16 protein-coding genes and 1 tRNA gene are annotated in these 20,803 nt (G+C 67.4%); 9 read left to right on the top strand and 8 right to left on the bottom strand.

Annotation, left to right across the window (positions count from 1 at the left end):
* Nucleotides 1-35: 35 nt before the first annotated feature.
* Entirely contained in the window at nucleotides 36-506 is a 471-nt protein-coding gene (gene rlmH, locus ABGA94_RS09385) for a 23S rRNA (pseudouridine(1915)-N(3))-methyltransferase RlmH (protein WP_005418108.1), read from the top strand.
* A gap of 22 nt (nucleotides 507-528) precedes the next feature.
* Nucleotides 529-605: transfer RNA gene (locus ABGA94_RS09380), tRNA-Asn, on the top strand.
* 101 nt (nucleotides 606-706) lie between these two features.
* On the opposite strand, the gene ABGA94_RS09375 is transcribed toward ABGA94_RS09380, so the two are convergent.
* Complete coding sequence (locus ABGA94_RS09375; protein ID WP_095377648.1) at nucleotides 707-2,128, bottom strand: basic amino acid/polyamine antiporter; 1,422 nt, start codon at nucleotides 2,126-2,128, stop codon at nucleotides 707-709.
* A 140-nt stretch (nucleotides 2,129-2,268) separates the two neighbouring features.
* On the opposite strand from ABGA94_RS09375, the gene ABGA94_RS09370 reads away from it, so the two are divergent.
* Nucleotides 2,269-3,321, top strand: a complete 1,053-nt coding sequence (locus ABGA94_RS09370) for a hypothetical protein (RefSeq protein WP_375367111.1) — start codon at nucleotides 2,269-2,271, stop codon at nucleotides 3,319-3,321.
* Between the two features lie 85 nt (nucleotides 3,322-3,406).
* On the opposite strand, the gene ABGA94_RS09365 is transcribed toward ABGA94_RS09370, so the two are convergent.
* From ABGA94_RS09365 to ABGA94_RS09355, 3 genes are all read right to left on the bottom strand, one after another.
* Nucleotides 3,407-6,199 carry a TonB-dependent receptor gene (locus tag ABGA94_RS09365; protein WP_375367109.1) on the bottom strand — a complete coding sequence of 931 codons (2,793 nt, stop codon included), beginning with the start codon at nucleotides 6,197-6,199 and terminating at the stop codon, nucleotides 3,407-3,409.
* A gap of 195 nt (nucleotides 6,200-6,394) precedes the next feature.
* A complete protein-coding gene (locus tag ABGA94_RS09360) occupies nucleotides 6,395-7,045 on the bottom strand; it encodes an energy transducer TonB (protein ID WP_375367108.1) in 651 nt (216 codons plus the stop codon).
* A gap of 215 nt (nucleotides 7,046-7,260) precedes the next feature.
* Complete coding sequence (locus tag ABGA94_RS09355) at nucleotides 7,261-7,998, bottom strand: SIMPL domain-containing protein (RefSeq protein ID WP_005418081.1); 738 nt, start codon at nucleotides 7,996-7,998, stop codon at nucleotides 7,261-7,263.
* Nucleotides 7,999-8,128: 130 nt separating this feature from the next.
* On the opposite strand from ABGA94_RS09355, the gene ABGA94_RS09350 reads away from it, so the two are divergent.
* Genes ABGA94_RS09350 through tldD form a run of 4 tightly spaced genes read left to right on the top strand, consistent with a single transcriptional unit; the run spans nucleotide 8,129 to nucleotide 15,609 of the window.
* Nucleotides 8,129-8,737 carry a Maf family nucleotide pyrophosphatase gene (locus ABGA94_RS09350; protein WP_065179231.1) on the top strand — a complete coding sequence of 203 codons (609 nt, stop codon included), beginning with the start codon at nucleotides 8,129-8,131 and terminating at the stop codon, nucleotides 8,735-8,737.
* Nucleotides 8,730-10,217, top strand: coding sequence for a ribonuclease G (gene rng / locus ABGA94_RS09345; protein WP_005418079.1), 1,488 nt, complete (start codon nucleotides 8,730-8,732; stop codon nucleotides 10,215-10,217). Before ABGA94_RS09350 ends, rng begins: the two co-directional genes overlap by 8 nt.
* Nucleotides 10,218-10,247: 30 nt before the next feature.
* Nucleotides 10,248-14,105 carry a YhdP family protein gene (locus tag ABGA94_RS09340; protein WP_375367106.1) on the top strand — a complete coding sequence of 1,286 codons (3,858 nt, stop codon included), beginning with the start codon at nucleotides 10,248-10,250 and terminating at the stop codon, nucleotides 14,103-14,105.
* A gap of 58 nt (nucleotides 14,106-14,163) precedes the next feature.
* Nucleotides 14,164-15,609: a metalloprotease TldD gene (tldD, locus tag ABGA94_RS09335; RefSeq protein ID WP_329915987.1), complete on the top strand. Its 1,446-nt coding sequence runs from the start codon at nucleotides 14,164-14,166 to the stop codon at nucleotides 15,607-15,609.
* A 41-nt stretch (nucleotides 15,610-15,650) separates the two neighbouring features.
* Here the strand turns inward: tldD and yjgA are convergent, their stop codons facing one another.
* A complete protein-coding gene (yjgA, locus tag ABGA94_RS09330; RefSeq protein ID WP_329915986.1) occupies nucleotides 15,651-16,238 on the bottom strand; it encodes a ribosome biogenesis factor YjgA in 588 nt (195 codons plus the stop codon).
* 68 nt (nucleotides 16,239-16,306) lie between these two features.
* On the opposite strand from yjgA, the gene pmbA reads away from it, so the two are divergent.
* On the top strand, nucleotides 16,307-17,674 hold the full coding sequence (gene pmbA, locus ABGA94_RS09325; protein ID WP_375367103.1) for a metalloprotease PmbA: 1,368 nt from the start codon (nucleotides 16,307-16,309) through the stop codon (nucleotides 17,672-17,674).
* A gap of 87 nt (nucleotides 17,675-17,761) precedes the next feature.
* A complete protein-coding gene (locus ABGA94_RS09320; protein ID WP_005418071.1) occupies nucleotides 17,762-18,133 on the top strand; it encodes a DUF4870 domain-containing protein in 372 nt (123 codons plus the stop codon).
* Between the two features lie 75 nt (nucleotides 18,134-18,208).
* Here the strand turns inward: ABGA94_RS09320 and ABGA94_RS09315 are convergent, their stop codons facing one another.
* Genes ABGA94_RS09315 through tilS form a run of 3 tightly spaced genes read right to left on the bottom strand, consistent with a single transcriptional unit; the run spans nucleotide 18,209 to nucleotide 20,660 of the window.
* Nucleotides 18,209-19,087, bottom strand: coding sequence for a polyprenyl synthetase family protein (locus ABGA94_RS09315; RefSeq protein ID WP_111126997.1), 879 nt, complete (start codon nucleotides 19,085-19,087; stop codon nucleotides 18,209-18,211).
* Nucleotides 19,077-19,337: an exodeoxyribonuclease VII small subunit gene (locus ABGA94_RS09310; RefSeq protein ID WP_005410522.1), complete on the bottom strand. Its 261-nt coding sequence runs from the start codon at nucleotides 19,335-19,337 to the stop codon at nucleotides 19,077-19,079. The genes ABGA94_RS09315 and ABGA94_RS09310 overlap by 11 nt, the downstream gene beginning before the upstream one ends.
* Before the next feature lie 36 nt (nucleotides 19,338-19,373).
* A complete protein-coding gene (gene tilS, locus ABGA94_RS09305) occupies nucleotides 19,374-20,660 on the bottom strand; it encodes a tRNA lysidine(34) synthetase TilS (protein ID WP_375367102.1) in 1,287 nt (428 codons plus the stop codon).
* Between the last annotated feature and the right edge of the window lie 143 nt (nucleotides 20,661-20,803).

Genomic DNA, 20,803 nt, shown 5'->3' with positions numbered 1-20,803 from the left:
GCCGATGGCGCCGTCGACGTTTTGGAGAACCGTTGATGAAAGCCCGCCTGATCGCCACCGGTGAACGCGCGCCCAGCTGGGTCGCGCAGGGGTTCGCCGAATACCAGAAGCGGCTGTCGCATTGGCTGCCGTTCGAGCTGGTGGAAATCGAACCTGGCCTGCGCGGCAAGGGGCGCGATCCGCGCCGTGCCACCGAGGATGAAGGCAAGCGGGTCATCGCCGCGCTACCGAAGAACGCTTACGTGGTGGCACTGGACGTGCCGGGGCGGCAGTTGAGTTCCGAGCAGCTGGCGCAACGCCTGGAGCATTGGCGCGGGCAGGGCCGGGACCTGGCGTTCCTGATCGGTGGCCCGGAAGGGCATTCGCCAGAGGTCTCTGCGCTGGCCGACGAAAAGTGGTCGATCGGACCGCTGACGCTGCCGCACATGCTGGTGCGTCTGGTGGTGGCCGAGCAGCTGTATCGGGCTGCCGCAATGATTGCCAATCACCCCTACCATCGCGCGTGAAGAGTGGTTATACTAGTCGTCTGCCCGAATAGCTCAGCCGGTTAGAGCACTTGACTGTTAATCAGGGGGTCGTTGGTTCGAGTCCAACTTCGGGCGCCACCTTGAGAAACCTGCATCGCGAGATGCAGGTTTTTTTTTGCCGTGTTGTGGCGGCGAGCCCATGCTCGGCTGCATCCTCCAAGCCGGGCACGCGCTCGCCGCTACAGCGTGATCCGGCCCTTCCAGAACGCTACCAGTGTGGCAATTGCTACTGCCAGGATCGCGCCGAACAGCGCCCACTCCCAGCGCGTGAAAACCGGCTCGCCGCGCTGGCGCCGGGTCTGCGCAAACAGAATAACGCCGGGCACGTACAGCAGCACCGACAGCAGCAGGTTGTTCAGGCCGCCGGCATACACCAGCCACAGCGCGTAGGCGCTGGCCAGCAGCGCGACCACGAAATCGCGCCAGCGCACGCGTGGCTCACCCGCGTAGGACTGTCCGCGCCAGGCCAGTTGCACGCCGAACGCGGTGGACAGGAAGTAGGGCACCAGGCTCATCGATGCGGCCAGCAGCACCAGGCCGGTGTAGCTGCCCGCATTGAACAGCACCAGCAGCAGGAACAGCTGGATCAGCCCGTTGCTCAACCACAACGCATTGGCAGGCACGCCACGCGCATTCTCGCGTCCCAGGAAGGCGGGCATCGTGCCGTCGCCAGCGGCGGCATACAGCACTTCGGCACACAGCAGCACCCAGGCCAGCAGCGCGCCCAGCACCGAAATGATCGAACCGGCGATGATCACCGTCGCGCCCCATTCGCCGACGATGGCGCGCAGCACGTAGGCCATCGACGGGTTGGGCAGCCCGGCCAGTTCGGCCTGCGACAGCACGCCCATCGACAGCAGGCTGACCAGGACCAGCAGCAGCCAGACCCCCAGGAAACCTATCACCGTGGCACGGCCGACGTCGGCACGGCGCACGGCACGCCGCGAATAGATGCTGGCGCCTTCGATGCCGATGAACACCCACACGGTGACCAGCATCATGCCGCGCAGTTGCTGGCCGAGGTCGCCGAGCGCAGGCGTGCCGAAGAAGTCGGCGCGGAACACCTCCATGCGGAACGCGCCGGCGGCCAGCACCAGGAACAGTGCGATGGGCAGCAGCTTGGCCACCGTCACCAGGCCGTTGACGATGGCTGCCGTGCGCAGGCCGCGCAGCACCAGCAGGTGGACGGTCCACAACAGTACGGACGAAGCGGCCACGGCGGCTGGCGTGTTGCCTTCGCCGAACACTGGCATGAAATGGCCCAGGCCGCTGAAGATCAGCACGAAGAAGCTGGCATTGCCCAGTACCGAAGCGACCCAGTAGCCCCACGCCGCGGAGAAGCCGATGTAGTTGCCGAAGCCTTCGCGTGCATATGCGTAGATGCCGGTGTCCAGGTCCGGGCGGCGGTTGGCCAGGGCCTGGAACACGAAGGCCAGCATCAGCATGCCCGCACCGCTCAGCGCCCAGCCGATCATCGCGGCGGCCGGGCCGGCACTGCGGGCAACGTTCTGCGGCAATGAGAAGATGCCGGCGCCGACCATCGAGCCGACTACCAGTGCAGTCAACGCGGGCAGGCCGAGACGTTGGTTGGACGAGGGCATGCTTTGGTTCCCTTGCGGTCATCCCATCGGCCTTTCGGCCGGGGGTTGCAGCAGTTGCATTCGCGTCATCGATCTTATCCATCTCATCGAGTGCGATGGAAGGTTGGCATAGTGGGCTTCCCTTTATGAGCGCGCACCCCATGACCAAATCGCGGGCCTTTCTCACTCCCGATGGAACCGAGTACGTTACGGCGCAGGCCGTGGGCCACCGTCGCAACAGGGATTATGGTGGAGAACCCACGGGAGATCGCTATTTCTCAACGCATCGTGCAGGTCATCGTCGCCCAGTGAAGCACGTGATGAAGGGGCGGTCGTGGTACTTCGCATATATCGACGGCGTGAAGGGCGGAGCGGCAGCGGGAGGCGAATCGCTGCAGCATCTGTTGTTCAAGGAGGCTTTCAGTCGGCTGGACCATGTGCAGCTGGTTCTTTCGCTTCCTACCGGAAAAGGGCCTCGTCGCTGGCGTGAATCGAGAATCTCGATCTCCCGGGTGGAGCAGGAGTGGCAGGTGCCCGGAAGGGGGGATTATCGGGCAGATCTGTATGTCGAGTTCACCAGCGAGGATGATCTGGGTTCCAAGTGGGACGGGAAGTTCCTGCTTGAGGTCAGGCGATCACATGCTGTGGATGCTGCAAAACAGGATGGCCTCCGGCAACTGGGCATTGCAGTGATCGAAGTGGATATCGGCAGGGTGCCGATCTACGGCTACACCATTCCCGAGGACGAAACCAGTGATGTGGAGGAAGCACGATACCTCGACAGGATCAAGCGCTTGCTGGAAAGCGAGCGTGGATTCCTGCAGGCGATGGTCCTCAGCAATCCCAGCAGCAACGATTATCTGGAGGCGCTGGTGCGCAGCCAGCGAGAGGAACTGCAGGTGTTGAGCGAGCGGGAAGCCCTGCTGCAGTCCGAGGTGGCAGGGGCGGGTGCACGCAGTCTTGCACTGGAAGAGAGCCACGGCAGGCTAGCTGCCCAGCTGAAGCAGAGCGAGGAGCTGCTTGCCGGCGTACAGAGGGTCGCTGCTGATCTGAGGAAGGAGAAGGTGACGTTGCAGAAGGGGCTGCAGTCCGCTCGTGATGATCTCAATTCGGAGGCCGCCGAACGGCGTCTGTACCAATGTTGCTTCTGGGGCCTCACCGCCGCCGCGGTTCTGCTGATCTGCTGGATGGTCTGGCTATGGTTGTTCGGCTGACGCTGGCTCCACAATGCCGGGTGGCATTGAAAAAGCAAAAGCCCGGGTGTTGGCCCGGGCCTTTGCAGGTGACGCTGCTGCAGGATTACTTGAACGTGTACTTGGCGCCCACGGTGAAGTAACGGCCCAGTGCACCGGAGAAATGCATCGGGTTGTAGTTCACGCCGCCGTAGGTGGTCGGATCGAGCGGTGCGATGCGGTCGAACACGTTGGCCACCGAGGCATTGAGTTCGAAGGCGTCGGTGATGTTCCAGCGGCCGGACAGGTCGAAGGTGGTGAACGAAGAGATCTTCGTCACCGGCGTGCCATCCTCGTAGAACGCCTGGTAGTCGCCGCCACGCTTGTCGGTGTTGTCCATCTTGCTGATGTAGTTGGCAACACCGCTCACGCTCCACGCACCCTGCTTCCAGGTGGCGCCGAAGTTGATCTTGTCCTTCGGCGTACCGATGCAGTTGGTCACGTCGCAGTTGCCGTGCGTGCCGGCATAGTCGACGGTCTCATCGCCTTCGGTGCGCTCGAACTTCAGGATGTGGCTCCACTGCAGGTCCAGTTCGAGCTGGCCCGGGCCGATATCGAAGGTCTGGCGGATATCGGTGTCGATACCGCGGACTCGCGACGAACTGGCGTTCACGTAGCCGGTGTTGACGGCCAGGATGCTGCCCGAGTTGGGCACGCCACCGATGTTGTTGGAGTCACGCAGCACGTTGCCGGCCAGAATGGCAGCTGCGGTGTTGCCCTGCACGATCTCGTTGGTGCGCTTGATCTGCCAGGCATCGACGGTCATCGAGGTGGTCGAGGTCGGCTGCAGCACCAGGCCCACCGAGTAGCTCTTGGACTCTTCCGGCTTCAGGTCCTTGTTCGGGCGGGTGATGATCGCGATCGAGCGCGGTGTGCACTCGTCGGCATCGATGGCGCAACGCACCGGATCACGTGCGTTGGAGAAAGCGGCCAGACCACCGTCACTGTTCTCGGCCGGGTTCGGCGCACGGAAGCCTTCGGCGTAGCTGGCGCGCAGTGCGATCCAGTCGGCCGGGGTCCACTTCACGCCCAGCTTCGGCGTGGCCTTGCCTTCACCGCTTTCGTACTTGTCGTAACGCACGGCGCCGGACAGTTCCAGCTGTTCCAGCACTGGTGCCGACAGTTCGACGTAGCCGGCGTACACGTTCTGGGTGCCGTCGTAGGCCGAATAGCCCAGGCCGATGATGTCACCCTGGTCGGTGTAGGTCTGCGGGGTCAGGCTGTTGCTGGTCTTGCGCCACTCGGTACCGATCGCCAGGCCCAGCGGCCCCCCCTTGAGGTCGGCCAGGCTGCGCGACACGGTGAAGTCGAACATGTCCAGGCTCGACTTGGCACGCGCGCTGATGGTCGGCGAGATGTAGTCGTACAGTGCCTGCGAGTTCAGGTTGGCGTTGTCGCCGATGCGCCAGGTACCACCGGCGCAGTTCGGGTTGCCCAGCGCGCACAGCACCGAGCTGTAACGCAGGAAGCCGGTGCGCTTGTTGACCAGGTCGGTGCCCGAATGCAGGTAGGCGGTGTCATAGCTCCAGTCGCCCCAGTTGCCCTTGACGCCGACCAGGAAGCGGTTGAACTCGTTGGTATTGTTGGTCACGCGCGGGCCGACGTCCCACGCGCTGTAGCGCAGGCGCGCCGCATACGGCAGCGGGTTGTCCGGATGGCCGGCATAGAGCATCGTCGCGCCGTCACCGCTGCTGGCGTTCTTCGGGCCGCCGGGGAAGCCCCAGCCGCCGGAAACACCCGACGGGGTATTGCTGAAGATGGTTTCCTTCTTCGAGTAGCCGATCTCGGTGTAGACCTCGCCGCCTTCACCGAAGGCGAAGCTCGCACGGCCGAATACGTTGATGTACTTCTCTTCGGGGGTCAGGTCACGGAACTGCTGGGCCGGATCCCACAGGCAGCCCTGGGCCGCCGAAGAGGCCTCGGTCTGGCCCGGAATGGAGCTCAGGTTGGCGCAGCCCGGCAGGGCAACCAGATGCGGCGACGGCGCATCATTGTTGAACACCGAGCCGTTCGGGCCAACGCCGCCGTTGGTACGGCCGCTGAGGTAGGCGCCGCCGAGGAACTGTGCGTCGGTAGCGTCATAGCCCCACTGGCGCGTGTCGCCGGTACCGATCCACTTGCGGTTCTTGCGGTCGCTGATCTTGATCGCGTCGGACTTGCCGACATCCAGGCTGAAGAATGCGTTCCAGCCATCCTTGGACAGGTCGCCGGTACCGGCGGTCAGGGTGGCCTTCTTGGTATCGCCGTCGCTGTCACCGGACAGGCCGTAGGACGCACGCAGGATCGCACCTTCGAAGTCGCTGCGCAGAATGATGTTCACCACGCCGGCGATGGCATCGGAGCCGTAGATCGCCGATGCGCCGTCCTTGAGCACTTCCACGCGCTCGACGGCATCGAGCGGAATGGTGCTGAGGTCGGTGAACACCTTCTGGCCGTCGTCGGCCAGGCCGTAGGTCGCCATGCGGCGGCCATTCAACAGCACCAGCGTCGAGCCCGCACCGAGGCCGCGCAGCGAGATGCCGGCGCCGCCACCGGCGAAGCCGTTGCCGAAGGTCTTGGGAATGGAGCCGGCGCCATCGGCGGTGATCGTCTGCAGGTACTCGGCCAGCGTGGCCTTGCCACTGCGGTCGATCTCCTGGCGGCTCACCACCTGCACCGGGGACGGCGTCTCGGTGTTGGTGCGGGGGATGTTGGAGCCGGTGACCGTGATGCGGTCGAGGTTGGTGGCTTTTTCCTGCGCGAAGGCGGAGGAGGAAGCGACGGCGCCGGCCAGCAGCAGGGCGCCGCCGGTGAGGATGTGGGTGATGGACGATGCCAGGGTGGTGCGGCGGCTGGCGGGCCGTTGGATCGGGTGTTTCACAGCTTCTCTCCTAACTGGAAAACCGTAGCGTTGAGGGCTGTCGCCGGATCGATACCGGGACGCGCCAATCTAGGTTTCCAGCAGGTGACGAAGTCGTGAATTTTTGCTTAATCAGTAACGCTTGCCCCTGGCATGTCCGCATTTGCCGGGCAGTGGCAGTGGCCGGCCCGGCGCAAGGCCGGGCCGGTGGGACGCTCAGTCCGGCAGCGAGAACTGCACCGGCACCATGCCGATGGCCGGAACCGCCACGCCGTCACGCTGGGCAGGCTCGAAGCGCCAGTGCTTGAGCACCTGCTGGCGGGCGGCCTGGTCCAGGTTGCGCGAGCCGCTGCTGCGCTCGACGCTGACCGCGACCGGCTGGCCACGGGTGTCCACTTCCACCCGCAACAGCACCGTGCCCTGTTCGTGGTTGCGCAGGGACTGGATCGGATAGGTCGGCGGCGGAGCGCTGCGGTACTGCAGCTGGGCGCCGGCCAACGGGGTGGAAGTGTCGATGCTGGGCGCCAGCTGCGGCGGAGCCGGTTCGGCGGCCGGCAATGCGACGCCCTGGGTCTCTTCCACGGTCGCGGTGGGTGCGGGCAGTGGCGGTACCACCGGCTGCGTCCGGGGCTTCGGTACCACCTGGACGATCTCTTTTGGCGGGACTGGAGCCGGCGGCGTCGGCGGTGGCGGGATCTTCTCGATCAGCCGCACCGGAGTCTTTTCACGCGGGGCCTGCACGGCCTGGTAGGTCGCAGGGATGAGCAGCAACAGGAAGGCCAGCAGGTGCAGGGCGATCGCTGCACTCCAGGCGGCGACGCGGGCGGGGTCGAAGTGCGGGGATGCAACGGGATAGGTACGAACCATGATCCACCTCCATGCCAGTGACGAAGTCCTCAACGCACCAGGGTCCGTGGCGGGGTTGCCGCACGCGGCTGGCAGTTCATCAGTAGCGCGGCATGGCGGCCACTGCCTAGAGGCAGGGGCATGCGCGTTGGGCTGGCCTTCAGCCAACGCCGCCGGAATACACGAAAAAGGCGGGCCCCTGCGGGACCCGCCTGTGTCGGCCGTGCCGGGCGCGATCAGCGGCCCAGTTCGAACACCACGTCCAGGTTGACCGAGACGGTCGATTCACCCGGTGCGACCGGGGTGGCCTTGTCCATCGCCGCGCCGGCGGCCATGGTGCGCATCATCGGCATCGGGCGGAAACCGCCGTTGCTGTTCTCGGAAATGCTGACGATGCGGCGCACCTGCAGGCCCAGTGACCTGGCATAGGTCTGGGCGCGGGCCTGGGCCTTCTTCAGGGCGGCCAGGCGGGCTTCGTCATAGACCGGTTCGGGCTGGTCGATCTCAAACTGCGGACCGTTGATCTGGTTGGCACCCTGCGCGGCCAGCGCGTCGAGCACCTTGCCGAGCTTGGCGATGTCGCGGACCTTCAGGCTGACCGTGTTGCTGGCCTGGTAGCCGGTGATCTTCGGTGCCTCATTGTCGGCATAGCGGTACTGCGGGTTGAGGCTGACGCCGCTGGTCTGCACGTCGCGCTCGGCGATGCCGGCGGCCTTGATCGCGGCCAGTACCTTGTCCATCTGCTGGGCGTTCTGGCGCATGGCGCTGTTGCCGTCGGCTGCCTGGGTGACCACACCGGCCGACAGGGTGGCGACGTCCGGCACGCGGGTGGCCTCGGCATTGGCCGAGATGTTCAGCAGGGTGCCTTCGGCCGCGGCGGCGATCGACGGCGACGACGGAGCGGCATGAGCAGTCATCGAGGTTCCAAGGGCGAGGGACAGGGCAAGCAGCAGCGGGGTGGCGGTCAGGCGCATGGGATCTCCTTGTTGTGCCGGTGAGGGTGGTGTCGTAGCGATGAACGCGCTGTGAGCCTGATCGGGGTTGTACGCGTTCCGTAACGGGTTGCCGACGATTCAGGTGGCGGCCTCAGGTTATGCTGTGCCGATGCTCTATCTTGCTTCCCGCTCCCCCCGACGCAACCAGCTGCTGGCCCGACTCGGACGCCCCTTCCAGGCCCTTGACCTGGAGGTCGTCGAGCAGCGCGCGGCCACTGAAAGCGCCGAACAGTATGTATGCCGGGTCGCCGCCGACAAGGCGCGCGCCGGGCTGGCCCGGGTGCTGGCCGACGACCCGCAGGCGCGGGTGCTTGGTTCGGATACCGAGGTCGTGCTGGATGGCGAGGTCTTCGGCAAGCCGGTCGATGCCGCTGACGCGCGGGCGATGCTGGCGCGGCTGGCCGGGCGCACCCACCAGGTGATGACCGCCGTGGTGGTGGTCGGTGCGGGCGGCCTGGACAGCGAGCTGGTCATTTCCGAAGTGACCTTCGCCCCGATCGACGCCGCCGACATCGCCGCCTATGTCGCCACCGGCGAGCCGCTGGACAAGGCCGGTGCCTACGCCATCCAGGGCGGGGCCGAACGCTGGATCGAACATCTTTCCGGCAGCTACTCCGGCGTGATGGGGCTGCCGCTGCTGCATACCGATCGTCTGCTGGCGCGCTGTGGCGTGCCGGTCCCCACTGCCGATGCCGCCAGGGAGGCTGCCGATGTCTGAGGAAATCCTGGTCAATGTGACCCCGCGCGAGACCCGGGTCGCGGTGATCGAAAACGGCATGCTGCAGGAACTGCACATCGAGCGCGGTTGGCGCCGTGGCGTGGTCGGCAACATCTACAAGGGCAAGGTGCAGCGGGTCATGCCCGGCATGCAGGCCGCCTTCGTCGAAGTCGGCCTGGAGCGCGCCGCGTTCCTGCACGCCAACGACGTGGTGCGCCCGGCACCGGTGGCCAGCGCCGACACCGAGAACACCACCCTGCCGCCGCCGGCCAGCGTGCCGATCGTCGAGCTGCTGCGTGACGGCCAGGACATCGTGGTGCAGGTGGTGAAGGACCCGATCGGCACCAAGGGCGCGCGCCTGACCACGCAGATCAGCATTCCCTCGCGCTACATGGTGCTGCTGCCGCAGTCCAAGGTAGTGGGCGTGTCGGCGCGCATCGAGGACGAAACCGAGCGCGCCCGCCTGAAGGCGCTGGTGACCGAACTGTCGGCGCAGCATGGTGGCTACGGTTACATCGTGCGGACCAACGCCGAAGGGCAGCCGGCCGAGGCCATCGCCGAGGACATCGCCTACCTGTCGCGCGTGTGGAACGTGGTCGAGCGCCGCGGCCGCGAAGCGCCGTCGTGCAGCATCATCTATGAAGACCTGAGCCTGCCGCTGCGGTCCGTGCGCGACCTGATCCGCAAGGACGTGGACAAGGTGAAGGTGGACTCGAAGGAGACGTTCGGCCAGTTGCAGGCTTTCGTCGCCAAGTACATGCCGGTGCTGGCCGAAAAGCTGGAGCTGTATTCCGGCGACCGCCCGATCTTCGACATGTTCGGCGTGGAAGACGAGATCGGCCGCGCGCTGGACAAGCAGGTGCCGCTCAAGTCCGGTGGCTACCTGGTGATCGACCAGACCGAGGCGATGACCACCATCGACGTCAATACCGGCTCGTTCCTCGGCCAGCGCAACCTGGAAGAGACGGTGTTCCGCACCAACCTGGAAGCGGCGCAGGCAGTGGCGCGTCAGCTGCGGCTGCGCAACCTGGGCGGCATCATCATCATCGACTTCATCGATATGGATGATGCAGAGCATCGCCGTCAGGTGCTGCGCACGCTGGAAAAGGCGCTGGCCCGCGACCATGCCAAGACCACGGTGTACGACTTCTCGCCGCTGGGCCTGGTGGAGATGACCCGCAAGCGCACGGTGGAAAGCCTGGAGCGCCAGCTGTCGGAGACCTGCCCGCAGTGCAGTGGCCGCGGCAGCATCAAGACCACCGAGACGGTGACCTACGAGATCTTCCGCGAGATCACCCGTGCCGTGCGCCAGTTCGATGCCGCGCGCCTGCTGGTGATCGCATCGACCAAGGTGGTCGCGCGCATCACCGATGAGGAATCCTCGGCGGTGGCCGAGCTGGAAGAGTTCCTCGGCAAGAGCATCCGCTTCCAGGCGGACGAGCAGTACCTGCAGGAGCAATTCGATGTCGTTCTGCTCTGATCCTCGCCGGCTGCAGGCCGGCGGTGGCCGATGAGCGCGCCGCCGCGCCTGCGACTGCGAAGGATCCGCCGTCATTTCATTGCCGCCTGTGCGGTGGGCCTGGTCGGGCTTGCACTGCTGGTGGGTACCTTCAGCCAGCTGCTGCCGCTGGCCGAGCGTCATCCCGACAGGATCGCCGCCTGGCTGAGTGAGCGGGCCGGCCAGCCAGTGCGTTTCGAGCAGCTGCAGACGGCTTGGACCCGTCGTGGCCCGCTGCTGCAGCTGAAGGGCCTGCGCATCGGCGCCGGGCAGGGCCTGGCGATCGGCGAGGCCGAGGTGCTGGTATCGATGTACAGCGGGCTGCTGCCCGGGCGCTCGCTGACCGAACTGCGCCTGCGTGGCCTGGCGCTGGACCTGCAGCAGGGCGAAGACGGACGCTGGTCGGTGCGCGGGTTGCCGCAATCCGACAACGGGGGGGATCCGCTGGATGCGTTGCGCCGGCTCGGCGAGCTGCAGGTGATCGGCGGCCGCCTGGGCGTGCACGCGCCGGGGATCGGCATCGACACCACGCTGCCGCGCATCGACCTGCGCATGCGGGTCAATGGCGATCGCCTGCGCGTGGGTGTACGCGCCTGGGCGCAGGCCGAAGCGCTGCCGCTGACCGCGGTACTGGACGTGGACCGCATGCGCGGCAACGGCCAGGCCTGGCTGGGTGCCGACCCGGTCGATTTCCATGCCTGGTCGCCCTTGCTGGCGGCCGGCGGCGTGCGCCTGCGCGAGGGCAAGGGCGAGCTGAACCTGTGGCTGACCCTGCGTGATTTCGCGCCGGTCGCGCTGACCACCGATTCGGACCTGCGGGACGTGCGCGTCGACGGTGCACCGATGCCCGGCGTGGCAGCGCCGCAGCTGCAGCTGCAGCGGCTGCAGGCCCGCCTGCGCTGGCAGCGCCAGGCCGATGGCTGGGCGTTGCAGGTGCCGCGCCTGCGCCTGAAGACCGAAGATGGCGCACAGCAGCTCGATGGCCTGCAGCTGCAGGTCGGCAAGCAGCTGCGGGTGAACGCCGGTGCGGTGCAGGCCGGCATCGCACTGCGTGCGCTGGCTCTGAGTGATCGCCTTGAGCCGGGTCTGCGGCGCTGGCTGTTCCTGTCCAGGCCGCAGCTGGACGTGCGCGCGTTGCAGCTGTCGGGCGAACACGATGGCCCCCTGTGGGCGCAGGGTGAACTGCAGTCGCTGGGTTTCGCCAGCGTGGGCAACTCGCCCGGCCTGCGCGGCCTGGGCGGGCGCTTTGAAGGCGACGCCGATGGCTTCAGCCTGCAGCTGCAGCCGCAACGGCAGCTGCAGTTCGATTGGCCGACCGGCTTTGGCGTGCGGCATGACCTGCATCTGGCCGGACAGGTCGTGGGGTGGCGCGACGAGGGCGGCGGTTGGCGGATCGGAACGCCGGCGATGCGCGTGGAAGGCACCGACTACGCGGCCGACGTGCGCGGCGGCGTCTGGTTCCAGGGCGACGGTACGCGGCCGTGGCTGCAGCTGGCCGCGAAGCTGGACGACGTGCCGATGACGGCGGCCAAGCGCTTCTGGATCCACTCCAAGATGAGCAAGGGCGCCACCGACTGGCTGGACATGGCACTGGCCGGCGGCCAGGTGCGTGGTGGTGTCGGCCTGGTCACCGGTGACCTGGACGACTGGCCGTTCGACAACAATGATGGCCGCTTCGAGGCCACCGGCCACATCAGCAATGGCGACATCCGCTTCCAGCACGACTGGCCGCTGATGAGCCAGGTCGACGCCGACATCGCCTTCATCGGCCCTGGCTTCGACATGCGTGGACGGGGTGATCTTGCCGGCGTGGCGGTACAGAAATTCGAAGCGGGCATTCCGGACTTCGGGCACCAGCCGTTGTACGTACGTGCCGACGCGCCGAGCGAGGCCGGCAAGCTGCTGGCGATGCTGCGCCAGAGCCCGTTGCACAAGGATTACGGCGATACGCTGGACAACCTGGTCGCCAGTGGTCCGGCCCATGTGACCTTCGATCTGCTGCAGCCGCTGCATCAGGACGAGGGCGAGGGCCACCTGCAGGGCACGGTCGATCTGGCCGGCGTGAAGCTGGTCGACAAGCGCTTCCAGCTGGCCTTTGACAACATGCACGGGCAGGCGCGCTACAGCAATGGCGGTTTCGGCGCCGAGGACCTGGCGGTACGCCACCTCGGCCAGGAAGGACGGCTGAGCCTGCGTGCCGGCGGCTACGTGCACGACAGCACGCGCGCCTTCGAATCGCAGCTGACGGCCCGCCTTGATGCCGGCGTGCTGATCGACCGCGCACCGGAAATGACCTGGCTCAAGCCCTACATCACCGGCACTTCTGCGTGGACCATCGCGGTCAACCTGCCCAAGGTGGCCCCGGGCGCGCCCGCGCCGCCGAGTGAACTGCGGTTGAGTTCGGACCTGGTCGGCACCCGGCTGGACCTGCCGGCACCGCTGGACAAGCCGGCCGCCGAACCGCTGGCGACCACGGTGGCCGCGCAGTTGCCGATGGGCGCCGGCCGCATCGATGTGGCCTTCGGCCAGCGCTTGGCCCTGGCCGCACGCAGCCACAACAACCAGACCGGCGTGCAGGTCACGCTGGGCAGTGATCATGTTGATCGTGAGCCGCCGCCGAGCGGGCTGACGGTCAATGGCCGCAGCGCGACGCTGGATGCGCTGGAGTGGATCGGCCTGGCGCGGGGTGGCGGGGACGACGATGCGATGCCGCTGCGAGCGGTGGACGTGCAGGTTGGCCAGTTGAAGCTGATCGGCGGCGTGTTCGAGCAGACCCGGCTGCAGCTGCACCCGGGCCCACAGGCACTGGATGTGCGGCTGGACGGCCCGTCGCTGGCCGGACGCCTGACCGTCCCCAATGCGGACGGTGGCACGATCAGTGGCCAGCTTGACCGCGTGCACTGGCAGTCACTGCCGGCGGCACCGGGCGCGCCGGTTGCACCGGCGCGGGTACAGGCCGGTGCCAACGACATGGACCCGGCCAAGCTGCCGCCGTTCGCGCTGGACATTGCCGACCTGAAGTTCGGCAAGGTGGTGCTGGGCCAGGCGGTGCTGCGCACGCGACCGTTGGCCAATGGCCTGAACGTGGATGCGCTGCGTTTCCGTGCGCCGGACCAGGAGATCGACATCAGCGGTCGCTGGCTGGGCCGGACCGGTGGTGCCCGTACCGAGTTGACCGCACAGGTGCGCAGCGAGGATCTGGGTGGGTTGATGCAGAATCTTGATTACGGCGGCCAGTTGCGCGGCGGTTCCGGCCAGGCGCAGTTGCAGGCCTCGTGGAGCGGAGGCCCGTCGGACTTCCAGCTGGGCAACCTGCAGGGCAGCCTCGACCTGCACGCGCGCAATGGCCAGCTGCTGGAGCTGGAGCCAGGCGCCGGCCGCGTGCTGGGCCTGCTCAGCGTCGCGCAGCTGCCGCGGCGCCTGATGTTCGACTTCCGCGACTTTTTCTCCAAGGGCTTCGCGTTCAACCAGATCGACGGCAGCATGCAGTTCGGCCAGGGCATGGCGCGCACCGACAAGGTGCTGATCGAAGGCCCGGCGGCCAACATCACCATCCGTGGCCAGGCCGACCTGCGCAATCAGCGGTTCGACCAGACCATCGACGTCAACCCGCGCGCGGGCAACCTGCTGACCGTGGTCGGTGCGGTGGCCGGCGGCCCGGTGGGGGCCGCGCTGGGCGCGGCCACCAATGCGGTATTGTCCAAGCCGCTGGGCGAGATTGGCGCCCGAACCTACAAGGTGACCGGTCCATGGAAGGAGCCGAAGGTGGAAGTGATCGAGCGCAGCCGCGACAAGTCCCCATCACCGCCCGAGCCGGCGTCTGCACCGGGCATTCCGCCGACCGTCACCGACCTGCCGCGCTCGCGCTGAGCGCGGTTCCCTGTTCACGGGGCTTGCCTGAGCGCCCCCGCACCCCCAGATCGAAACCATGACTGATATCGCCCTGACGCTTGCCCAAGACCGCCTGCTTCGCCCCGGCGGCCTGGATACCGCTGGCCTGGAGCGCACCTTCGGCCAGTTGCTCGGCCCCGGTGTCGACTTCGGCGACCTTTATTTCCAGCACGCCCGCCGCGAGAGCTGGAGCGTGGAAGACGGCATCGTCAAGGACGGTGCCCATTCCATCGAGCAGGGCGTGGGCGTACGTGCGATTTCCGGCGAGAAGACCGGATTTGCGTACTCCGATGACATCCATGCCGACGCGCTGCTGGCGGCGGCGCAGTCGGCGCGCGCGATCTCGCGTGAGGGCGGTGTGCAGTCCGGGCGATCGCTGCTGCGCGGCAATGCGCGCGCACTGTACCCGGCGCTGGACCCGATCGATGGTATCGGCAACGAAGCCAAGGTCGAGGTGCTCAAGCGCCTGGATGGTTACCTGCGTGCCGCCGACCCGCGCGTGAGGCAGGTGATGGTGAGCCTGTCCGGCGGCGTCGATACGGTGCTGATCGCCCGCAGCGACGGTGTGCTGGCGGCCGATGTGCGTCCGCTGGTACGCCTGAATGTGCAGGTGATCGTCGAGCACAACGGCCGTCGCGAGTCCGGCTATGCCGGTGGCGGTGGCCGTTATGGCTACGAAGACCTGTTTGCCAGCGGCCGCCCCGAAGCCCTCGCCCAGGAAGCGCTGCGCCAGGCGCTGGTGAACCTGGAAGCAGTGCCGGCGCCGGCCGGCATGATGCCGGTGGTGCTCGGCCCGGGTTGGCCGGGCGTGCTGCTGCACGAAGCGGTCGGCCACGGCCTGGAAGGCGACTTCAACCGCAAGGGCACCAGCGTCTACGCCGGCCGCATCGGCGAGCGTGTGGCGGCACCGGGGGTGACCATCGTCGACGACGGCACCCTCGACGGCCGCCGCGGTTCGTTGAACATCGACGATGAAGGCCACCCCAGCCAGTGCACCACGCTGATCGAGGACGGCATCCTGGTCGGCTACATGCAGGACAGCCTCAATGCGCGGCTGATGGGCATGGCCCCGACCGGCAACGGGCGCCGTGAATCGTTCGCGCACCTGACCATGCCACGCATGACCAACACCTACATGCGCGCCGGCGAGCACGATCCGCAGGAGATGATCCGTTCGGTGAAGAAGGGCCTGTACGCGGTCAACTTCGGCGGTGGCCAGGTCGACATCACCAGTGGCAAGTACGTGTTCTCGGCCACCGAGGCCTACCTGATCGAGGACGGCCGCATCACCACGCCGGTGAAGGGCGCGACCCTGATCGGCAATGGCCCGGAAACCATGCAGAAGGTGCGCATGGTCGGCAATGACCTGGCCCTGGACGAGGGCGTGGGCATCTGCGGCAAGGACGGGCAGAGCGTGCCCGTGGGTGTCGGCCAGCCCTCGCTGTTGATCGAGGGCATCACCGTCGGCGGTACCCAGGCCTGAGCGTGGCGATGGCCACAGCAACCGCCCGGGCCGACGCGGACTCAGTCCTCGTCGGCTTCGCCGGTCCCGATGTGGTCGGTGTCTTCGGCGCCGGCCTTCAGGCCCAGCGCCGCCGGCAGCATCAGCGCGCGCAGCACCTGGAAGATCTCGCGGTAGGCGCGCGGCGGCTTGTTCCTGGCCTTCTCGGCCTGCGCGTTGCGTACCAGCGTGCGCAGCTGCTGGCGGTCCGCCTGCGGATAGTCATCGAGCAGGGCGGCCAGCGCCTTGTCACCGTCGGCCAGCAGGCGGTCGCGCCAGTCTTCCACGCGGTGCATCATCGCCACTTCGCGGCGGCCGGTTTCGCTGTTGGCGTCCAGCGCATCGCGGATCGCATCCAGCGTGGCCTCTTCTTCGCGGCGCATGTGCTTGGCCAGGAACGCCAGTTGGCGCTTGTGGGCGATGTGGGCGGTGATGCGCTTGCACTCGGCGATGTGCGGCAGCAGGTCTTCCGGAATCGGCAGGCGCGCCAGCTGGGCCGGGGTCAGCGACACCAGCTTCTCACCCAGGGCCAGCACGTCGAGTGCATCGCGCCGGTTCTGGCTGCGGCTCTTGTCGTGGAATTCACCGGTTTCTTCGTCGCGTCCGCGCATCGTCCCTACCTGATTTCAAAAAAAGTCGCCCGGCGTGATGCCGGGCCCAACCCGTACAGGATAAAGCATTGAACGTGATCGCCCCTGAAGTGGCCGTCGGCGACGACAGCCTGGCCCGGCTGGAACGGCTGGCCGACCTCTCCCAGCAGCTGCTCGACCGCGCCCGCGCGCTGGGCGCCAGCCAAGCCGAGGTCAGCTGCAGCGAGGACCGGGGCCTGGAGGTCAATGTCCGCCTCGGCGAGGTCGAGACTGTGCAGTCCACGCGTGACCGTGGCATCGCCGTGACCGTCTATTTCGGGCAGCGCAAGGGCAGTGCCAGCACTGGCGACCTGAACGAGGCCAGCCTGGCCGCTACGGTCGAGCAGGCCTGCGCGATTGCCCGGCATACCGAGGATGACCGGGCCGCCGGCCTGGCCGAGGCCGCGCTGATGGCCACCGACTTCCCGGACCTGGATGGCTGGCACCCGTGGGCGCTGCAGGCCGATGAGGCGGTGGACCTGGCCCTGGCCTGCGAGGCCGCTGGCCGCGAGGCCGATGCGCAGATCCGCAATTCCGATGGCGCTTCCGTATCGAGCATGCAGAGCCTGTCGGTGTACGCCAATTCGCATGGCTTCTTCGGTCGTGAGCGAGGCACCCACCATTCGGTCGGCTGCGCGCTGATCGCCGGGCAGGGCGACGGCATGCAGCGCGATGGCTGGTATACCAGCGCGCTGGCGCAGGGGGACCTGGAAGACGTGGGTCTGGTCGGCCGCCGCGCCGCCGAGCGCACCGTGGCCCGCCTGCAGCCGCGTTCGTTGGCCACTGGCAGCATGCCGGTGCTGTTCGCCCCGGAAGTGGCGCGCAGCCTGGTCGGCCACCTGCTGTCGGCAGTGTCCGGCGGCGCGTTGTACCGCCAGGCCAGTTTCCTGCTGGACAGCGTCGGCCAGCGCCTGTTCCCGGAGTGGATGCAGATTGACGAACTGCCGCACCTGCGCCGCGGCCTGCGCTCGGCCGCCTTCGACGGCGACGGCGTGGCCACCCGTGCTTCGGCGCTGGTCCGTGACGGCGTGCTGCAGCGCTATGTGCTGGGCAGCTATTCGGCGCGCAAGCTGGGCCTGCAGACCACCGCCAATGCTGGCGGTGTGCACAACCTGCAGCTGGCGGCCAATGCCGGCTCGCTCGAAGAGATCGCCCGGCAGATGGGTGACGGCCTGCTGGTGACCGAGCTGATGGGGCAAGGTGTGAACGGGGTGACCGGCGACTATTCGCGCGGCGCCGGCGGCTTCCGTGTCGAGAACGGCGAGATCCAGTACCCGGTGGACGGCGTCACCATCGCCGGCAACCTGCGCGAGATGTTCAGCAGCATCGAGGCGGTCGGCAGCGACGTCGACCCGCGCTCGCACATCCGGACCGGCTCGATCCTGCTGGGGCGGATGACCATTGCCGGTAATGATTGATGGCGTCGATGGCGTAAGCTATGCCCGCCTGACGCAACCAGCTTGGTGCTGGTGGGTCAAGACCACCCAATGAAAAGGAGTTTTGTCGTGAGTGAATTCGATAACGTCCCGCCGCCGCCGGCAACCACCAATGCCCCGGCCGACCAGCGCACCATGGCGCTGGCCGCGCACCTGCTGGGCATCTTCACCTGGTTCATCGGCCCGCTGATCATCTGGCTGATCAACAAGGATGACGCCAGCAAGTCCTTCGTGACAGACCAGGCCAAGGAAGCGCTGAACTTCCAGATCACCATCACCATCGCGATGCTGATCTGCATCGTGCTGACCATCGTGATCATCGGCGGCATCCTGGCGCCGATCGTCGGCATCCTGAACCTGGTGTTCTGCATCATCGCCGCTGTGAAGGCCAACAACGGCGAAGCCTACCGCTACCCGTTCGCGCTGCGCCTGGTCAAGTAATACCGTCTGCATGCGCAAACAGGAACGCCCGGCATTGCCGGGCGTTCCTGTTTGGCGGCAGCATCACGCCAGCGATCAGTGATCGCGTTCCACCGCCAGCGTGGCCAGCGCGCGCAGCGCGTCGGCCTCTTCGCCATGGCCGGCCAACGTAGCCTGCATGCGTGCGGCCAGTTCGCGCAGCTGCGCCTTCGCACCGTCCATGCCGAGCAGCGCGGGGAAGGTGCTCTTGTCCTGCGCCTGGTCCTTGCCGGCGGTCTTGCCCAGCTGTTCGGAACTGGCTTCGACATCGAGGATGTCATCGCGGACCTGGAAGGCCAGGCCGAGCGCGTCGGCGAAGCCGTCCAGCTGGGCCAGCTGTGGTTCGTGGGCCTGGCCGCACAGCGCTCCCATGCGCACCGCCGCACGGATCAGCGCGCCGGTTTTCAGCGCATGCATGCGGGTCAGTGCCGCCAGCGTCTGCTGCTGGCCGGTGGCATCGATGTCCAGCGCCTGGCCGCCGCACATGCCGGAGGCACCGGAGGCGTGGGCCAGGGTCTGCAGGCAGGCCACGCGCAGCGTGGCCGGCAGCGGCGCATCGGCCAGCAGACCGAAGGCGCGGGTCTGCAGGGCGTCACCGGCCAGGATCGCGGTGGCTTCGTCGAAGGCGATGTGGGTGGTCGGCTTGCCGCGTCGCAGCGCGTCATCGTCCATGGCCGGCAGGTCGTCGTGCACCAGCGAATAGGCGTGGATGAGCTCGACGGCCATCGCCGCTGCGTCAAGGTGTTCAGGCTGCGCGCCAAACAGATGGCCACTGGCGTACACCAGCAGCGGTCGCATGCGTTTGCCACCGCCCAGCACCGAATAGCGCATGGCCTGGTGCAGGCGCTGCGGTGCTTCGGCGGGCGAGGGCAGGGCGGCGTCGAGCTGGCTTTCGATACGGTCGCGCCAGCGCGCGAACAGAACCTCAGCCGTCATGGCTGGGCGGATCGAAAGGCTCGGATGCTTCCGGCTGCGCCGGATCGCTGAGCAGGCGCACGCGCAGTTCGGCCTGTTCCAGCGCCTGCTGGCACTGGCGGTACAGACCGACGCCGCGTTCGTAAGCACTGAGCGAGGCTTCCAGGCTCAGCTCGCCGGTTTCCATCTGCTCCACCAGCTGTTCCAGCGATTCGAGCGACTGCTCGAACTGGGCGACCGGGGAGGCGTTTTCGGGGGACTTCTTGGCCATGCGGCAAGTGTGGACGGGCTGCGCGCGGGGGTCAATTCACCAGCCGCCGGGGCGCCACTGCAGCTGCGCGTCGTGGGCCTGCAACCAGGCCTGCAGGGGAGCTGCGATGACCACGTCGGCGGCGGCAAGCAGCTGGGGCCCATCGAAGATCAGCGGCAGCTGGGCGCGCCGCCAGGGGGCAAGGTGCTCGCGTTGCAGGCAGTCCTTCAGCGCATGCGAATGCGGGCGGTCGGGCAACATGATGCGCTCACCGCCCACGCGTGCACGGACCTGAAGCGGCCGTTCGAAGGCCACGGCGCCCTGCAGGCGCAGTTGGCCACCATCGGGCAGCGGCAGGGGGGCATGCCCGTCCCATTCGGCCTGCCATCCGCGGGGCAGCGATGGCAGCTGCGCGGGCAGCAGATAGGCGTGCTCGCGCCATTGCTGGATGGCATGCTCGTGCCAGCGCAGCCGCGCCTGGCGATCGTTGCTGGCCGGCAGCAGTTCGTGCAGACCCTGCTGCAGTACCGTGGCCGGCAGTGGGGCGGCACCGTGGCCGATCACCCAGGCGCGCAGCACGCGCGCGGCACGCCCCGGTGACACCTGGCGCAGCAGCTGCAGCGAAAGCACGCGTGGTGCCACTTCCAGATGCGCGATCAGCTCGGCGTCTTCCTCGTCCAGCAGAGCACGGGTCTGCCCGCAGTGCATTGCGCTGCCCGCCAATGCCGCAGCCGCATGCGGCCAGCGCTGGCGCAGCAACGGCAGCACCTGCAGGCGCAGGAAGTTGCGATCGGCGTGGTCGTGGCCATTGCTGGGGTCTTCGATCCAGCGCAGCGCGTGCTGCCGCGCGTAGTCGAGCAGTGCGCTGCGTGGCACCGCCAGCAGCGGCCGCCATAGAGGCTGTTCGCCAAGGCGGCTGTGTGCGGACATCGCGGCAAGGCCATCGACGCCGGATCCGCGCAGGGCACGAAGCAGGAAGGTCTCGGCCTGATCGTCCTGGTGCTGCGCCAGTGCCAGCGTTTCGCCGTCGCGCAGTTCGGCGGCGAACGCTGCACGTCGTGCCTGCCGCGCCGCGCCTTCAAGGCCGAGGCCCGCGCGCTTGTCGACCTGCACGTGATGCACGGCCAGTTCAATGCCCAGTGCCGCGCATTGCTGCTGGCAATGCAGCACCCAGGCGTCCGCATCGGCCTGCAGGCCATGGTGTACGTGCACCGCACGCAGCGCCGTGCCGGAGGCCTGTGCGCAGCGCCACAGCCAGTGCAGCAGCACGGTCGAGTCGACACCGCCGCTGTAACCCACCAGCAGCGGCGCATCCAGCGGAACGAGGGCAGGGAAGGCAGTCACGGCGGCAAGTATAGGGTGGGGTTTGCTTGGCAGGGCTGCGCCCTGCACCTGCTACGAGCCAGAGCAACAGCAACAGCAACAGCAACAGCTGGTCTGCTGAGGGATGGCGGGGTGGGTCCGGTTGCGGGGGACGCTGCAACCGG

The sequence above is a fragment of the Stenotrophomonas sp. 3diitr2024 genome (assembly GCF_042136455.1).
Taxonomy (GTDB): domain Bacteria; phylum Pseudomonadota; class Gammaproteobacteria; order Xanthomonadales; family Xanthomonadaceae; genus Stenotrophomonas; species Stenotrophomonas sepilia.
Note: the sequence above shows the minus strand (reverse complement) of the source record. Positions and strands in the feature narration are given on the sequence as shown.

Bases quoted from the DNA above. Each gene is read 5' to 3' on its own strand.
- rlmH (WP_005418108.1), top strand. From the start codon at position 36: ATGAAAGCCCGCCTGATCGCCACCGGTGAACGCGCGCCCAGCTGGGTC.
- ABGA94_RS09375 (WP_095377648.1), bottom strand. From the start codon at position 2,128: ATGCCCTCGTCCAACCAACGTCTCGGCCTGCCCGCGTTGACTGCACTG.
- ABGA94_RS09370 (WP_375367111.1), top strand. From the start codon at position 2,269: ATGACCAAATCGCGGGCCTTTCTCACTCCCGATGGAACCGAGTACGTT.
- ABGA94_RS09360 (WP_375367108.1), bottom strand. From the start codon at position 7,045: ATGGTTCGTACCTATCCCGTTGCATCCCCGCACTTCGACCCCGCCCGC.
- ABGA94_RS09355 (WP_005418081.1), bottom strand. From the start codon at position 7,998: ATGCGCCTGACCGCCACCCCGCTGCTGCTTGCCCTGTCCCTCGCCCTT.
- ABGA94_RS09350 (WP_065179231.1), top strand. From the start codon at position 8,129: ATGCTCTATCTTGCTTCCCGCTCCCCCCGACGCAACCAGCTGCTGGCC.
- rng (WP_005418079.1), top strand. From the start codon at position 8,730: ATGTCTGAGGAAATCCTGGTCAATGTGACCCCGCGCGAGACCCGGGTC.
- ABGA94_RS09340 (WP_375367106.1), top strand. From the start codon at position 10,248: ATGAGCGCGCCGCCGCGCCTGCGACTGCGAAGGATCCGCCGTCATTTC.
- tldD (WP_329915987.1), top strand. From the start codon at position 14,164: ATGACTGATATCGCCCTGACGCTTGCCCAAGACCGCCTGCTTCGCCCC.
- yjgA (WP_329915986.1), bottom strand. From the start codon at position 16,238: ATGCGCGGACGCGACGAAGAAACCGGTGAATTCCACGACAAGAGCCGC.
- ABGA94_RS09315 (WP_111126997.1), bottom strand. From the start codon at position 19,087: ATGACGGCTGAGGTTCTGTTCGCGCGCTGGCGCGACCGTATCGAAAGC.
- ABGA94_RS09310 (WP_005410522.1), bottom strand. From the start codon at position 19,337: ATGGCCAAGAAGTCCCCCGAAAACGCCTCCCCGGTCGCCCAGTTCGAG.